Origin of the sequence: Sphingobium agrisoli (genome assembly GCF_041877245.1) — a bacterium.
GTDB lineage: Bacteria > Pseudomonadota > Alphaproteobacteria > Sphingomonadales > Sphingomonadaceae > Sphingobium.
Genome location: NZ_JBHDJI010000004.1, coordinates 171,830 through 187,660, shown reverse-complemented (window position 1 = coordinate 187,660; position 15,831 = coordinate 171,830). Strand labels below are relative to the sequence as shown.

Annotated in this window: 14 protein-coding genes; all 14 read left to right on the top strand. The window is 66.7% G+C overall.

Annotated features, from left to right (window positions below; all coding sequences use genetic code 11):
* The first annotated feature begins 65 nt into the window (after positions 1-65).
* From ACETPF_RS09145 to ACETPF_RS09080, 14 genes are read left to right on the top strand one after another with little or no spacing between them, the layout of a single operon-like run.
* The gene (locus ACETPF_RS09145; RefSeq protein WP_373934301.1) at positions 66-560 is read left to right on the top strand and encodes a division/cell wall cluster transcriptional repressor MraZ; all 495 of its coding nucleotides are present in this window, start codon (positions 66-68) and stop codon (positions 558-560) included.
* Positions 557-1,519 (top strand): 16S rRNA (cytosine(1402)-N(4))-methyltransferase RsmH, encoded by a 963-nt coding sequence (rsmH, locus tag ACETPF_RS09140; RefSeq protein WP_373934139.1) that lies wholly within the window; start codon positions 557-559, stop codon positions 1,517-1,519. Before ACETPF_RS09145 ends, rsmH begins: the two co-directional genes overlap by 4 nt.
* The gene (locus ACETPF_RS09135; RefSeq protein ID WP_373934138.1) at positions 1,516-2,166 is read left to right on the top strand and encodes a colicin transporter; all 651 of its coding nucleotides are present in this window, start codon (positions 1,516-1,518) and stop codon (positions 2,164-2,166) included. The genes rsmH and ACETPF_RS09135 overlap by 4 nt, the downstream gene beginning before the upstream one ends.
* Complete coding sequence (locus ACETPF_RS09130) at positions 2,166-3,878, top strand: peptidoglycan D,D-transpeptidase FtsI family protein (RefSeq protein ID WP_373934137.1); 1,713 nt, start codon at positions 2,166-2,168, stop codon at positions 3,876-3,878. The genes ACETPF_RS09135 and ACETPF_RS09130 overlap by 1 nt, the downstream gene beginning before the upstream one ends.
* Complete coding sequence (locus ACETPF_RS09125) at positions 3,878-5,320, top strand: UDP-N-acetylmuramoyl-L-alanyl-D-glutamate--2,6-diaminopimelate ligase (protein WP_373934300.1); 1,443 nt, start codon at positions 3,878-3,880, stop codon at positions 5,318-5,320. The genes ACETPF_RS09130 and ACETPF_RS09125 overlap by 1 nt, the downstream gene beginning before the upstream one ends.
* Before the next feature lie 37 nt (positions 5,321-5,357).
* Positions 5,358-6,746, top strand: a complete 1,389-nt coding sequence (locus ACETPF_RS09120; RefSeq protein ID WP_373934136.1) for a UDP-N-acetylmuramoyl-tripeptide--D-alanyl-D-alanine ligase — start codon at positions 5,358-5,360, stop codon at positions 6,744-6,746.
* On the top strand, positions 6,746-7,819 hold the full coding sequence (gene mraY, locus ACETPF_RS09115; RefSeq protein WP_373934135.1) for a phospho-N-acetylmuramoyl-pentapeptide-transferase: 1,074 nt from the start codon (positions 6,746-6,748) through the stop codon (positions 7,817-7,819). The genes ACETPF_RS09120 and mraY overlap by 1 nt, the downstream gene beginning before the upstream one ends.
* On the top strand, positions 7,816-9,225 hold the full coding sequence (gene murD / locus ACETPF_RS09110; protein WP_373934134.1) for a UDP-N-acetylmuramoyl-L-alanine--D-glutamate ligase: 1,410 nt from the start codon (positions 7,816-7,818) through the stop codon (positions 9,223-9,225). The genes mraY and murD overlap by 4 nt, the downstream gene beginning before the upstream one ends.
* Before the next feature lie 43 nt (positions 9,226-9,268).
* Positions 9,269-10,471, top strand: coding sequence for an FtsW/RodA/SpoVE family cell cycle protein (locus tag ACETPF_RS09105; RefSeq protein WP_373934299.1), 1,203 nt, complete (start codon positions 9,269-9,271; stop codon positions 10,469-10,471).
* On the top strand, positions 10,468-11,634 hold the full coding sequence (gene murG / locus ACETPF_RS09100) for an undecaprenyldiphospho-muramoylpentapeptide beta-N-acetylglucosaminyltransferase (RefSeq protein ID WP_373934133.1): 1,167 nt from the start codon (positions 10,468-10,470) through the stop codon (positions 11,632-11,634). Before ACETPF_RS09105 ends, murG begins: the two co-directional genes overlap by 4 nt.
* Complete coding sequence (murC, locus tag ACETPF_RS09095) at positions 11,631-13,058, top strand: UDP-N-acetylmuramate--L-alanine ligase (RefSeq protein WP_373934132.1); 1,428 nt, start codon at positions 11,631-11,633, stop codon at positions 13,056-13,058. Before murG ends, murC begins: the two co-directional genes overlap by 4 nt.
* On the top strand, positions 13,004-13,954 hold the full coding sequence (murB, locus tag ACETPF_RS09090) for a UDP-N-acetylmuramate dehydrogenase (RefSeq protein WP_373934131.1): 951 nt from the start codon (positions 13,004-13,006) through the stop codon (positions 13,952-13,954). The genes murC and murB overlap by 55 nt, the downstream gene beginning before the upstream one ends.
* On the top strand, positions 13,951-14,901 hold the full coding sequence (locus tag ACETPF_RS09085; protein WP_373934130.1) for a D-alanine--D-alanine ligase: 951 nt from the start codon (positions 13,951-13,953) through the stop codon (positions 14,899-14,901). The genes murB and ACETPF_RS09085 overlap by 4 nt, the downstream gene beginning before the upstream one ends.
* On the top strand, positions 14,894-15,829 hold the full coding sequence (locus ACETPF_RS09080) for a cell division protein FtsQ/DivIB (RefSeq protein WP_373934129.1): 936 nt from the start codon (positions 14,894-14,896) through the stop codon (positions 15,827-15,829). The genes ACETPF_RS09085 and ACETPF_RS09080 overlap by 8 nt, the downstream gene beginning before the upstream one ends.
* Positions 15,830-15,831: the final 2 nt, after the last annotated feature.

The window sequence follows — 15,831 nt, the reverse complement described above, 5'->3', positions numbered from 1 at the left end:
GAGTCGTGATCGCGATTCCGGCGGCGGGAAGTCTGTGCCCCATCGAAAAGGGGCCACTTTTCACCGTGTCGGACGCCATTCTCTATTCGGGCAACGCATTCAGCGTCGCGGACGGCAAAGGCCGCTTCGTGCTGCCCCTGGAGATGCGCAAGCTGGTCGTCCAGGCCAGCGCCGGCGCCAACAAGCTCTGCCTGTCCATTCATCTCGACAATGGCTGCGCCACCGGATTCGGCCTGTCGCACAAGCAGTTCCTGTTCGACGAGGTCGAGGAACTGGAGCGTCTGGCGCGCGAGGCGGGGCGCGATTTCAACGGCGATCTGGAGCGCGAGAATCGCCTGGGCATGATCGAGGACGTGAATTTCGACGATGGCGGCCGCTTCTTCCTACACCCCGATATCAAGGAAGAAGCGGGCATCACCGACGCGGTGTTCTTCTACGGCGTCGGTCGCTATTTCCAGATCTGGAAGCCCGAGCGGCTGGTCGACAGCCTGGATCGCCCGGCGCTGATCCGCAACAAGGTGAAGCGCTGGCTCGAAACGCGCATGGAGGGCGGCAAGTGAGTGCGCCCACGTCCGCCGCGGCGCCGCATATCCCGGTCCTCCTCGATGAAGTGCTCGACGCCCTCGCCATCAGCCCCTGCGAGGTTCATGTCGACGGCACGTTCGGGGCGGGCGGCTATTCCAGCGCCATGGCGCGGGCCGGCGCGCGGGTCTTCGCCTTCGATCGCGACCCCGATGCGATCCGCGAAGGGCAGGGGGTGGCGGACGCGCATGGCATCACCCTCATCCCCGGCGAATTTTCGCGGATGGAGGCGCTGCTCGCCGAACGCGGCGTCGCCCGCGTGTCGGGCGTCACGCTCGACATCGGCGTCTCCTCGATGCAGCTCGACCGGGCGGAACGGGGCTTTTCCTTCCAGGCCGACGGTCCGCTCGACATGACCATGGCGCAGAGCGGGATGAGCGCCGCCGATTTCCTCAACACCGCCCCGGAAGAGGAGATCGCCGATGTCATCTACCGCTATGGCGAGGAGCCGCGCTCCCGCCGCGTCGCCCGCGCGATCGTCGACGCGCGCCCGCTGGAGCGCACCGGACAGCTTGCCGCCGTGGTCCGCCGCGCGCTGGGGTACAAGCCGCACGACAAGAAAGACCCGGCGACCCGGACTTTTCAGGCAATCCGCATCCATGTGAACCGCGAACTGGAGGAGCTGGAACGCGGGCTGGAGGCGGCCGAGGCGCTGCTGGAGGAGGGCGGCCGGCTGGCGGTCGTCACCTTCCACAGCCTGGAAGACCGCATCGTCAAACAATTTTTCCGCAACCGCAGCGGCAGCGAGTCGGGGGGGTCGCGTCATCTGCCCGAACGCGCGGCCGCTGCCGCGCCGACCTTCGCCAAGCCCGCCAAGGCAGTGCGCGCGGGCGAGGCCGAACTGGCGCGCAACCCCCGCGCCCGGTCCGCCACGCTGCGCAGCGCCGTCCGCACCGCTGCCCCCGTCCCCCCGTCCGCCCGGAGTGTCCGCGCATGATCGCCGTCAAGAGATTGCAGAGCCTGATCTGGGTGATCCTGGTCGCGCTGGGCGCACTGGGGGCCTATATGGTGTCTCTGAAGGTCGCGACCGAGCGCAACGACCTCATGAAGGTGCGCGCGCAGATCGCGCGGGCGAAGGCCGACATCCGCTATCTGGAGACGGAATTCAGCGCCCGCGCCTCGATGCGGCAGCTCGAAAGCTGGAACCAGCACGACTTCCTCTATGCGACGCCGACGGCGCAGCAATATCTGGGCGGCGAGCAGGCGCTCGCGCATCTCGACGGGGTGCAGCCCAACGGCCCCGATTATGTCGCGCCGCCGGTGATGGTGGCGATGGTGGAGACCCCGGCCGACCTGCCGTCGGCGCCGCAGAAGGTGCCCGAAAGCCCGGCCGCGACCCAGATTCGCAGCGACATCGCCGTCATCCGCGAGGCCCATGCCGCCGACAATGTCGACAAGCTGGAAAAGCCGGCGAGGAAGACGCCCGTGCAGCAGGCCAAGGTCGACGCCGACGTCAGCAAGCCCAACCCGATCGCGCGCAAGGCGGAGCGGATGGCGATGCTCGACGCCAAGCTGCTGGACGACAGTACCTTGGGCGATCTCACCGCGCGGGCGGCGCGCGAAAAGCGGAAGGGGGCGCGCTGATGGCGACGATCATCGTTCAGCCGGGCGGCGCGCGGGCGGGGCGCCAGCGGGTCAGCCTGACCGCGATCGCGCACAACCGGCTGATGCTGCTGCTGATCCTGTTCATGGCGATTACCGCCATCCTGATCGGCCGGTTGAGCTGGGTCGGCATCTTCGCGCATGGGGCGGCCGGTGACGATGCGCTGTCGGCCTTCGTCCCCGCGCGCGCCGACATCGTCGATCGCAACGGCGTGCCACTGGCGCGGACGATGGACGCCTATTCGATCGCGGTGCGCCCGCACAAGCTGATCGGCGAGCCTGCCGAACTGGCGCGCAAGCTGCACGAGATTTTTCCCGACGAGCCGGAAGCTAGCTTCTACAAGAAGCTGAAGGGCAAGGGCTGGGCCTATCTGCGCCGCCGCGCGCTGCCCGAAGAAGTAGCGGCGGTGAATGCGCTGGGCGAGATCGGCATCGAATTCCCGCGCGAGAAGGAGCGGCTCTATCCCCAGCGTTCGCTGGCCGCCCATGTGCTGGGCTTTGCACCCAATAGCGAAGGCACCGGCGGCATGGGGGTGGAAGCGGCGTTCAACGACCGGCTGATCGATCCGGCGCTGCGCGGCAAGCCCTTTGCCCTGTCGATCGACAGTCGGGTTCAGGGCGCGCTGGAAAGCGAGCTTTATGCCCAGATGGTTGCCCATAGCGCCAAGGGGGCAGGCGGCATCATTCTGGACGCCAACACCGGCGAAGTGATCGCCATGGCTTCGATCCCGGTGTTCGATCCCAACAAGCTGCAGAATTACGCCGGCAAGAAGTGCAGCGACTCGCCGCTCTGCAACCATATCGTCCAGGCGCGCTACGAGCTGGGATCGACCTTCAAGCCGCTTTCGATCGCGACCGCCATGGATCGCGGCGTGGTCACCTCGATGAGCAAGCGCTATGACGCCACCGCGCCGCTCGCGGTCGCGGGTTTCCGCATCAAGGACGACCATCCGCTCGGCCGCTGGATCAACGTGCCCGAAACGCTGGTACACAGCTCCAATATCGCCACCGCCCGCATCGCCGACGAAATGGGCGCGCAGCCGATGCAGGACATGTTCCGCAGCCTCCATTTCGACCAGCGTGCGCCGATCGAGCTCAAGGAGCGCGCGGGAACATTGTGGCCGGTCAACTGGGGGCGGATCACCACCATGACCGTGTCCTACGGCCACGGCATCGCCGTCACCCCTCTGCATCTCGCCAGCGCCTATGCCGCTTTGGTCAATGGCGGTTTGTGGCGGCCCGCGACCCTCCGCAAGCTGGAGCAGGGCGAAGTGCCGGCGGGCCGCCGCGTCTTTTCTGCCGCCACCAGCGCGCGTATGCGCCAGCTGTTGCGGATGATCGTGGCGGCGGGTACAGGGCGAAGCGCCGACGCCAAGGGTTACCGGGTGGGCGGCAAGACGGGTTCGGCAGAAAAGCCCGAAGAGGGCCGCTACAACAAGAGTTCGCTGGTGACGACTTTCGCGTCCGCCTTTCCGATGGACAATCCCCGCTATGTCGTGCTCGCCATGATGGACGAGCCCAAGGGCAATGCCCAGACATTCGGCCTGCGGACCGCCGCCTGGACCGCCGCGCCGGTGGTCAAGCGGGTGATCGAGCGCACCGGGCCGATGCTGGGCGTCGTGCCTGACGAGCGCCGCGACGTGGATATATCCGATCTGATGCCGCTGCTGCACGGCGACAAGGAGAAGGAATGATGCGTCTCGGGTCGCTGATCGAGGGGCTGGATGTCGGGGCTGGCGCTGGCGCCGGCCTCGACATGCCCGTGTCCGGTTTCGCCATCGACAATCGCAAGGTCGCACCCGGCACGGTGTTCGGCGCGTTCCAGGGACTGCGCGTCAATGGCGAGGATTATATCGCCGACGCGGTGCGGGCCGGCGCGGTCGCGGTCGTCGCCCGGCCAGAAGCTGATGTGGACGGCGCGTTCCATATCGCCCATGCCAACCCCCGCCGGGTCTTTGCGCTGATGGCGGCGCGCTATTTCGCGCCCTTCCCCGACACAACCGTCGCCGTCACCGGCACCAACGGCAAAACCAGCACGGTCGAACTCACCCGCCAGCTCTGGCGGATGCTGGGGCAGAAGTCCGCCTCGATCGGGACGCTGGGCGTCACCACATCGGTCGATCAGGTTTCAACCGGCCTCACCACGCCCGACATCGTCACCTTCCTCGCGAATATGGCGGGCCTCAAGCGCGAGGGTATCACCCATGCCGCGTTCGAGGCGTCGAGCCATGGCCTCGACCAGTATCGCACCGAAGGGCTGCCGGTCGTAGCCGGCGCTTTTACCAACCTGTCGCGCGATCATCTCGACTATCATGGCGACATGGACGCCTATTTCGACGCCAAGATGCGGCTGTTCGATGAAGTGGTGAATGCGACCGGTCATGCCGTCATCTGGGCGGACGACGAATGGTCGTCGAAAGCGATCGATCGGGCGCGTAAGCGCGGGCTTCGCCTGCTGAGCGTCGGGGTGCAGGGGGAGGGGCTTCGTCTCGTCAATCGCACCCCGACCCAACTTGGCCAGACGCTGGAAATCGAGGCGGATGGGAAGGCTTACAAGGTCAACCTGCCGCTGATCGGCGCCTATCAGGCTGCCAATGCGCTGGTGGCTGCCGGCCTCGTCATCGCGACCGGCGGCGATACCGGCAAGGTTCTCGAACTGCTCGGCCGGGTGCAGCCGGTGCGCGGGCGGCTGGAGCGCGCGGTCATCACACGGGCGGGTGCGCCGGTCTATGTCGACTATGCGCACACGCCCGATGGCCTGCGCGCCGCGATCGAGGCGCTGCGGCCGCATACGCGCGGGCGGCTCATCACCCTGTTCGGCGCAGGCGGGGATCGTGACGCGGGCAAGCGCCCGCTGATGGGCAAGGTCGCGGCCGAGCTGTCCGACCATGTGATCGTGACCGACGACAATCCCCGGTCAGAGGAACCCTCCGCCATCCGCGCCGCCGTGCTGGCGGGTGCGCCGGGGGCGGAAGAAATCGGCGGGCGGCGCGCCGCCATCGCCGCCGCGATCCGCATGGCCGGCGCGGACGACATCGTGCTGCTGGCGGGCAAGGGGCATGAGCAGGGCCAGATCATCGGCGACCGGGTGCTGCCTTTCGACGACGTGACCGTCGCGCGGGAGTGCGCGGGGTGACATGCCACACTCCCACACCGAACGGGGTTGTGTGTCCATGACCCCGCTCTGGACCTCGGCGGAGATCGTGCAAGCCACGGGCGGCGCCGCGTCGGCGCCGTTCGCCGTTTCGGGCGTCGCCTTCGACAGCCGCGAAGTCGGCCCCGGCGACCTGTTCGTCGCGATGAAGGGCGAGACGACCGACGGCCATAAGTTCGTCGACAAGGCGTTCGGGCAGGGGGCAGCCGGCGCGATCGTCAGCACCCCCGTCGATCATCCCCACATCCTCGTCCCCGATAGCGCGGCCGCGCTCGAAGCGCTGGGGAAGGCATCGCGCAGGCGGATGGCGGGCAAGGTGATCGGCGTCACCGGCTCGGTCGGCAAGACCGGCACCAAGGAAGCTCTGTTCCAGGCGCTCGATCGCGCCGCGCCGGGTGACGTGCATCGCTCGGTCAAGAGCTACAACAACCATGTCGGCGTGCCCTTGAGCCTCGCCCGCATGGACCGCGACAGCGCGTTCGGCGTGTTCGAGATGGGCATGAACCATGCCGGCGAACTCGCCGCGCTGACCCGGCAGGTGCGACCCCATGTCGCGATCGTTACCGCCATCGCGCCCGCCCATATCGAGTTTTTCGGCACCGAAGCGAAGATCGCAGAGGCCAAGGCCGAAATATTCGAGGGGTTGGAACCCGGCGGCACGGCGATCATCCCCTATGACAGCCCGCATGTCGCGTTGCTCTACAACAAGGCGGAGCGCCATGCCGGGCGCATCCTGACCTTCGGCATGAGCGGCGAGGCCGATGTCCGCGCGCTTGAGGCTGTGCCCGCGCCGGGCGGCGGCACGCTGGTGACGGCGCGGTTGCCCGACGCCGAAATCTGCTTCACCATCGCCGCGCCGGGTGACCACTGGGTGTCGAACGCGCTTGCGGTGCTGGCGGCGGTCGAGGCGATCGGCGGCGATCTCGCGGCGGCTGGCCTTGCGCTGGCGGAAATGCCGGGCCTGCCGGGGCGGGGCGAGCGGCGCATCCTGCCGGTCGCGGGTGGCGAGGCGCTGCTGATCGACGAAAGCTACAACGCCAATCCGCTCTCCATGGCCGCGACCTTGAAGCAGCTTGGCCGCGAGAAGGCCGGCCGTCGCATTGCCATATTGGGCGGAATGCGCGAACTGGGCGAGCAGAGCGCGGACCTCCATGCCGGCCTTGCCGCCCCGATTGAGGGCGCGCAGGTCGATTACGCCATTTTGGTCGGCGCGGAGATGCAGCCGCTCGCCAGCGCGCTCACCACCGTGCCCCATGCCCATGTGCCCGACACCGCCTCGGCCATCCCCCTCATCCAGACCGAAATGCGCGCGGGCGACGCGATCCTGGTCAAGGGCTCGAACGGGGTGGGCCTCTCCCGCCTCGTCGCCGCCCTTGCCGACGCCGCCCGCGACGGAGATAGTGACTGATGCTCTACTGGCTTGCCCAGACGCTTGATTTCGCGGGGGTGTTCAACCTCATACGCTATCTGTCCTTCCGCGCGGGCGCGTCGATCGCCACCGCGTTGCTGATCGGCCTCGTCATCGGTCCCAAGTTCATCGGCTGGCTGCGGGTACGGCAGGGTAAGGGGCAGCCGATCCGTGACGACGGCCCGCAGAGCCACCTTGCCAAGCGGGGCACGCCCACCATGGGCGGGCTCATGATTCTGACGTCGATGGTCTCGTCGGTCCTTCTGTGGATGGACCTTAGCTCCATCTATGTCTGGGCCTGTCTGTTCGTGACTTTGGGCTTTGGCGCGATCGGCTTCCTCGACGATTATGACAAGGTGACGAAGGCCAGCCACAAGGGGCTGTCTGGCAAGATGCGCCTGCTCTTCGAGTTTCTGATCGCCGGGGTCGCGGCCTGGATGATCGTCCATAGCCATGGCAACACCGCGCTGTATGTGCCCTTCTACAATGGCCCGGCGATCGAGCTTGGCCCCTTCTATTTCTGCTTCGCCGCCTTCGTGATCGTCGCGTTTGGCAATGCGGTGAACCTGACCGACGGGTTGGATGGATTGGCGACTATGCCGGTCATCATTGCGAGCTTGGCTTTCCTGCTGATCGTCTATCTCGTCGGCCGCGCGGACTTCGCCGAATATCTCGGCATCCCGCATGTGCCGGGGGCGGGCAACCTCGTCATCCTGTGCGGCGCAATCATCGGTTCGGGCCTTGCCTTCCTCTGGTTCAACGCGCCGCCCGCCGCCGTGTTCATGGGCGACACCGGCAGCCTTGCCCTTGGTGGCACGATCGGTGTGATCGCGGTGACGGCGCACCATGAGATCGTGCTCGGCATCATCGGCGGGCTGTTCGTGGTGGAGGCGATGAGCGTCATCATCCAGGTCTTCTTCTACAAGCGCACCGGCAAGCGCGTGTTCAAAATGGCGCCTATCCACCATCATTTCGAGCAACTGGGCTGGGCCGAACCGACCGTGGTGATCCGCTTCTGGATCATCGCCTTCGTGCTGGCGCTGGCCGGCCTTGCGACGTTGAAGCTGCGATGATCGTCAGCAGCGCCTTTGCGGGCAAGACATATGCCGTCCTCGGCCTCGCGCGATCGGGCCTCGCCACGGTCGAGACGCTGGTGGCGAGCGGTGCGCGCGTGGTCGCGTGGGACAGCCGCGAGGAAGCGCGCACGCTGGTAGAGGGCCGGGCGGAACTGGGCGATCCGATGGAGATCGACCTCGCCGGGTTCGACGGCATCGTCGTATCGCCGGGCGTGCCCTTGAACCGCCACCCCATTACCATGCGTGCCAGACTTGCCGGCGTGCCGATCATCGGCGACATCGAACTGTTCGCGCTCGCCCGCCCGACGCTGCCCCCGCACAAGGTCGTGGGGATCACCGGCACCAACGGCAAGTCGACCACCACGGCGCTGATCCACCACATCATCGAACAGGCGGGCATTCCGACGGTCATGGGTGGCAATATCGGCCTCCCGATCCTGAGCCAGCCGCCGCTGGAGCCGAACCTCAAAGGCCCCGGCGTCTATGTGCTGGAACTGTCGAGCTACCAGATCGACTTGACCCGCAGCCTCGACTGCGATGTCGCGGTTCTGCTCAACATCACGCCCGATCATCTGGATCGGTACGATGGGTTCGAGGGCTATGTCGCGTCGAAGGCGCGGCTGTTTTCGATGCAGTCGGCCGGCCATGTCGCGGTAATCGCGACGGAGGATGAGCCGAGCCGGTCCATCCTCTCTACCGTCCGTCATTCCCGCGAAGGCGGGAACCCATCTCCCGACCTTGCGTCAGGATCCAACGAGGCGGAGATGGATCCCCGCCTGCGCGGGGATGACGCGGAAAAATTTGGCGTGATGAAGGTGCAATCGACCGACATCGATCCCGTCGATCAACTCGGCTGGCCCGCCCTTCAAGGGCCACACAACGCGCAGAACGCTGCTGTCGCCATTGCCGTCGCCAAGGCGATCGGTATCGACGAAGCGACCATCGCCAACGCGCTCGCCAGCTACGCCTCGCTCCCCCACCGGATGCAGGCGGTCGCCACGCGCAACGGCGTCCTCTACGTCAACGACAGCAAGGCGACCAATCCCGCCTCCACCGCGCCAGCGCTCGCCGCCTGGCCGGCGAACGAGGGCAAGGCCCGCATCCACTGGATCGTCGGCGGCCTTGCCAAGACCGACAATCTGGACGAGTGCGCGCCCCATTTCGCCAATGTCGCCCACGCCTACACCATCGGCGAAGCGGGCCATATGTTCGCCGATCTGCTGCGCCCGCATATGGCGGTCGATGACAGCGAGATGCTAAGCGCCGCCGTCCGCCGCGCCGCGCGCATCGCCCAGCCGGGCGACGTCGTGCTGCTCTCGCCCGCCTGCGCCAGTTTCGATCAGTTCCGCGACTTCGAGGCGCGCGGGGATGCGTTCGTCGCGGCGGTCGAAGCACTCGAGTGAATTCAGCGGGGGCTGGGGCATGAACAGGGAAGGCACGACAGGGATGTTCAAACCGGGCGAACTGGTGAAGGGTTTCAAGACCCGCACCGTCCCGCGTGAGCGCACCGCGCTTGCGATCTGGTTCTGGGAGATCGACCGCGTCCTCCTGTCGCTGATCGTCACGCTGATGGCGATCGGGCTGGTCGCCGTCGCCGCCGCGTCGCCCGTCGCCGCGATCGATCGCTCGACCGCCACGGTCGCCGTAAATCCGCTGCTCTATTTCTATCGCCAGCTGATGTGGGTGTTCCTCGGCTTGCCCATCATGCTCGTCATTTCCATGCTGCCCCGGCCGCAGGCGCGGCGGCTGGCGATATTCCTGTGCGCCTTCTTCTTCATCATGCTGCTATGCGTGCCGCTGCTGGGATCGGTGGTGAACGGGGCGAAACGCTGGATCGACCTGCCGGGCTTCCGCTTCCAGCCGTCCGAATTCCTGAAGCCCGCTTATGTCGTGACCCTCGCCTGGCTGCTGTCGCTGCGGGCCAAGGATGCGACCCTGCCGGTGGTGCCGCTGACCGGGGCGCTGACACTGCTGATCGCCGCCATCCTGATGAAGCAGCCCGATTTCGGCCAGACTGTGATCTTCCTCGCTTGTTGGGGCTGTTTGCTGCTGCTCTCGGGGCTGGAGATGCGCTGGATCGCGATGCTGGGCGGCGCGGGGCTGGCGGGGCTGGTCGCGGCCTATATGTTCTATGAAAATGGCCGGCAGCGGATCAACGATTTCCTTGGCATCGGCGTCCAGATGGACGCAGGGCCGGACCAGACCGATCTTGCCTTCCGCACCATCACCCATGGCGGCTTCACCGGCGTAGGGCCGGGCGGCGGCCTCAACAAGTTCCGCCTGCCCGAAGCGCATACCGACTATATCTTTTCCGTGATCGGCGAGGAATTCGGCCTGCTCGCCTGCATCGCCATCGCCTGCGTCTATCTCGCCATCGTGGTGCGCGTGTTGCTGCGGCTGCTGGACGAGGAGGATGTGTTCACCATTCTCGCCGCCGCCGGCCTCACGACCCAGTTCGGGCTTCAGGCGATCATCAACATGGGCGTCAACGCGCAGATTTTTCCGTCCAAGGGCATGACGCTGCCCTTTATCAGCTACGGCGGCTCTTCTATGCTCGCGCTTTGTATCGGGGTCGGCCTGCTGCTCGCCTTCACGCGGCGCAATCCCTTCATGGGCCGGCATACCGTCGTCAAATGGAGCGGCCGATGAGCATTTCCCGTCACTTCGTCCTCGCCGCCGGCGGGACGGGGGGCCATATGATTCCCGCCCATGCGGTGGCTGAGGAGCTGATGGCGCGCGGCCATCGCGTGGCGCTGGTCACCGACGAGCGCGGCGCGAAGATCCCCGGCATTTTCGAAAGCGCCCAGGTGCATGTGATGCCCGCTGGGCGCATGACGAAGAACCCGATGAGCTGGCCCGGTGCGTTGAAGGCTATCCTGGCCGGCCGGGCGATGGCGCGCCGCCTGAACGAAACCTTCCGGCCGACCGCTGTCGTGGGCTTCGGTGGCTATCCCGCCATGCCGGCGTTGCTCGGCGCGCTGGCGGACGGCGTGCCCACCGCGATCCATGAGCAGAATGCCGTGCTCGGCCGCGTCAACCGGCTGTTGGCGGGACGAGTGAACGCCATCGCCACCGCCTATCCCGACGTGCAGCGGTTGAAGCCCCGCCATGCCGGCAAGGTGCATCTGGTCGGCAACCCAGTGCGGGAGGAAGTGAAGCAGTTGCGCGAGGAGGAATTCCCCGTGCTGACCGACGAAAGCGTGTTCCGCGTGCTGGTGATCGGCGGCAGCCAGGGCGCGACGATCCTGTCCAGCGTCGTGCCAGAGGGACTGTCGATGCTCCCTGTCGCGCTGCGCCGCCGGCTCCAGGTGACGCAGCAGTGCCGCGCCGAGGATATCGAGCGCGTGCGGAAACTCTATGCGGAGATGGAAATTCCCGCCGACCTCGCCACTTATTTCAACGATGTGCCCGAAAAGCTGGGCTGGTCGCACCTTGTGATCGCGCGTGCGGGCGCCTCGACGCTGGCGGAATTGACCTGCGCCGGACGCCCGGCGATCCTTATTCCGCTGCCCAGTGCGATGGACGATCACCAGACCGCCAACGCGAAGGAAATGACCGACGCGGGCGGCGCGCGCACCATTTCGCAAGCGCGATTTACCGCCGTTGAACTCGCCAAGCAGATGCAGAAGATGGCGATGGAGCCCGGCGCGCTCCAGAACGCGGCCAAGCGCGCCTGGACCTGCGGCCGCCCCAATGCGGCGCGCGACATGGCGGACCTGCTGGAAAGCATCGGCAAGGCCCCGATCATGAACGATCCGATCAAGGTCGGGCCGACGCCGACCACGCTCAATCTCCAGGGAGTTCCCGCATGAAGGGTGTCGGCACCGACATCGGCACGATCCATTTCATCGGCATCGGCGGCATCGGTATGTCCGGTATCGCCGAGGTGATGCACAATCTTGGATACACCGTGCAGGGCAGCGACATGGCCGAAGGCTATGTGATCGAAGGGCTGCGGAAAAAGGGTATCAAGGTGATGATCGGCCACAATGCCGAAAATCTGGGCGATGCCGCCGTGGTGGTCACGTCCACCGCGATCAAGCGCGGCAATCCGGAGGTCGAGCTGGCGCTGGAGAACCGCATCCCCGTCATCCGTCGCGCGGAGATGCTGGCCGAACTGATGCGCCTCAAATCGACGGTCGCGGTGGCGGGCACGCATGGGAAGACCACCACGACATCGATGGTCGCGGCGCTGCTCGACGCGGGCGGGGTGGATCCGACGGTCATCAACGGCGGCATCATCAACAGCTATGGCTCGAACGCACGGCTGGGCAACAGCGACTGGATGGTGGTCGAGGCGGACGAGAGCGACGGCAGCTTCCTGCGGCTCGACGGCACGCTGGCCGTCGTCACCAACATCGATCCCGAGCATCTCGACCATTATGGCAGTTTCGACCGGGTGAAGGACGCCTTCGTCGAGTTTGTCGGCAACGTGCCGTTCTATGGCGCGGCGATGCTGTGCCTCGATCACCCGGAAGTCCAGGCGATCCTGCCGCGCGTGCAGGACCGGCGGATCGTCACCTACGGCTTTTCCGCGCAAGCCGACATTCGCGGGGACAATGTCCAGCCCATCCCCGGCGGCAACCGTTTCGACGTGCAGATCCGCGAGCGCGATGGCTCGACCCGCCGGATCGAGGGGATCGAGATGCCGATGCCCGGCCGGCACAATGTCCTCAATGCCATGGCCGCGATCGGCGTCGCGCTGCACATGGGCATCGACGACGCGACGATCCAGACCGGTTTCGCCAAGTTCGGCGGGGTCAAGCGCCGCTTCACCAAGGTGGGCGAGATCGCGGTGGGCGAGGGCGCCGCCTCCGTCATCGACGATTATGGCCATCACCCGGTCGAGATCAGGGCGGTGCTCGCCGCCGCGCGGGAAGGGGCCAAGGGCCGCGTCATCGCCGTGGTCCAGCCGCACCGCTTCACCCGCCTGCACGATCTGATGGACGAGTTCCAGCAGGCGTTCAACGACGCCGACATCGTCTATGCCGCGCCCGTCTATACCGCGGGCGAGCAGCCGATCGAGGGCGTGGACAGCGCCGCGCTGGTCGCGGGCCTCAAGCGGCGCGGGCATCGCAACGCCTCGACCGTCGCCGACGCGGACGACCTTGCCGCGCATATCGCCGCGGACATCCAGGCCGACGACATGGTCATCTGCCTCGGCGCGGGCGACATCACCAAATGGGCGGCGGGCCTCGCGGACGCGGTCGCGGCAAAGGTGAAGGAGGCCGCGTGACGGCGACGATCGCCCTTCCTTCCGTACGCGGCGCGTTGAAAGCTGATGCGCCGCTCGCGCCGCTCGTCTGGTTCAAGGCGGGCGGGGAGGCGCAATGGCTGTTCGAGCCCAAAGATGCCGACGACCTCTCCGCATTCCTGCGTGATCTCGAACCTTCGGTGCCGGTGATGGCGCTGGGCCTCGGCTCCAACCTCATCGTACGGGACGGCGGCGTGCCGGGCGTGGTTGTACGCCTCGGCAAGCCCTTCGCTACGGTAGAGCAACATGATGCAACGACGCTCATCTGCGGTGGGGGCGCTTCTGGCATTCTTGTATCCTCTACCGCTCGCGACGCTGGTATCGCGGGCCTTGAATTCCTCCGCTCGATCCCCGGCACGGTCGGCGGCTTCGTCCGCATGAACGGCGGAGCCTATGGGCGCGAGACGTGCGACATATTGGTGGAAGCACAGGTCGTGCTACGCTCGGGCGAGCAGGTGACGCTCACCAACGCCGACCTGGGCTACACCTACCGCCACTCGCTTCTGCCCGAAGGTGCGGTCGTGGTCAGCGCAACCTTCCGCGGCCATCCCGGCGAACCTGCTGCGATCCAGGCCGAGATGGACCGTATCGCCGCCGCGCGCGAGGAAAGCCAGCCGCTGCGCAGCAAGACCGGCGGATCGACCTTCAAGAACCCGGACGGGCACAAGGCATGGCAGTTGGTGGACGAAGCCGGCTGTCGCGGCCTGAAGATCGGCGGCGCACAGGTCAGCGAAAAGCACACCAATTTCCTGCTAAACCTGGGCGAGGCCACCAGCGCCGACATCGAAGCGCTGGGCGAGGAAGTGCGTCGGCGGGTGCGGGAGAAAAGCGGTGTTGAACTCGAATGGGAAATCCAGCGCGTGGGGGTGAGCAAGTGACCCGTGGCCCCTGGCATGTCGCTGTCCTGATGGGCGGCTGGTCGGCGGAGCGGCCGGTGTCGCTGTCGAGCGGGGAGGGGGTCGCCAAGGCGCTGGAGCAGCGCGGCCATCGCGTCACCCGCATCGACATGGACCGCGATGTCGCGCAGCGGCTCGCTGAAGCCAAGGCGGACGTCGTCTTCAACGCGCTGCACGGCGTTCCCGGCGAGGACGGGACGATCCAGGGCCTGATGGACCTGATGGGCCTCACCTACACCCACTCGGGCCTCGCCACCTCGGTCATCGCCATCGACAAGCAGCTGACCAAGCAGGCGCTGGTGCCGCATGGCATCCCCATGCCCGGCGGCCATATCGTGGACAGCGAAAGCCTGTTCGTTGGCGATCCGCTGCCGCGCCCCTATGTGCTGAAGCCCGTCAACGAAGGTAGCTCTGTGGGCGTCGCCATCGTTACGGCGGAGGGCAATTACGGCAACCCCATCGCTCGCGACAGCATCGGCCCTTGGCAGGATTTTCCGCAACTTCTCGCCGAACCCTATATTCGCGGCCGCGAACTGACGACCGCCGTGCTGGGCGAAGAGGCGTTGTTGGTCACAGAACTCAGGCCCAAGAGCGGCTTCTACGATTTCGACGCCAAATATACCGACGGCATGACCGAGCATGTCTGCCCTGCCGACATTCCGCCGGAGATTAGCGAGGCGTGCAAGGCGATCGCGCTGCGCGCGCACCAGCTGCTCGGCTGCAAGGGCGCATCGCGCTCCGATTTCCGCTGGGACGACAGGCTGGGTGTCGAGGGGCTCTTCCTGCTGGAGGTCAACACCCAGCCGGGCATGACGCCCTTGAGCCTCGTCCCCGAACAGGCGGCGAAGCTGGGGATTGACTATCCGACTCTGGTCGAGATGATCGTGGAGGAGGCGCTGGAACGCGCCGGGGGGAAGGCAGATGGCTGAAGCACGCATCCGGCGCGGCGGCACCGCCCGCCTCAGCAGCGCCAAGGGACGCGCGACCCGCAACGGCGGCCGTGCGCTCAAGCGCAAGAGCAGCCTCGACCGGCTGATCGAGCTGCTGCCCGTCAGCGAAGCGACTCTCCAGCGCATGGCGACCTGGGCGATCGTGGGAATCGTCGCCGGCTTCGCGGTCGCCATCGCCATCTTCGCTGGCCTGCCGGGCATGGCGAAGCAGCAGGCGGCCGAAATCGCCGCCCGCGCGGGCTTTGAGGTCGACAAGGTCGAGGTGCGCGGCGTCGAGCGGATGGACGAGCTGCCGGTCTATAATATCGCGCTCGGCCAGGTCGATCGCTCGATGCTCTCGCTCGATCTGCCCAAGGTGCGGCAGGAGATGCTGAAGCTCGGCTGGGTCAAGGACGCGCGCATATCCCGCCGCCTGCCCGACACGCTGGTGGTCGATATCGTCGAGCGCGATCCCGTCGCGGTGTGGCAACATGGCGGCAAGCTGCACCTGATCGACGTGAATGGCGTCGTGCTCCAGTCGGTGTCGGCGAGCGCCATGCCTGACCTTCCTCTGGTCGTCGGACCCAACGCCAATCGCCAGACGGCCGGGCTCAACACGCTGATGGAAAACGCCCCGGCGCTCAAACCCATGCTGGCGGGCGCGACCTGGGTCGGGAACCGGCGCTGGGACTTGCGCTTTCAATCGGGCGAGACGCTTTCCCTGCCGGAGGGCGCGAAGGATTCGGCGTCGGCTTTGGTCAATTTCGCGCGGATGGACGGGGTCAACCGGCTGCTCGGGCGCGGCATCGTGAAGTTCGACATGCGCGATCCTGACCGCTTCGTCCTTCGCCTGCCGCAGGGCCGGGTCGAGGAGAAGCCGGCGGACGGCGTAGCGGTCAAGCCCTCGGGCGAAGGCGAGGAAGGCTAAGT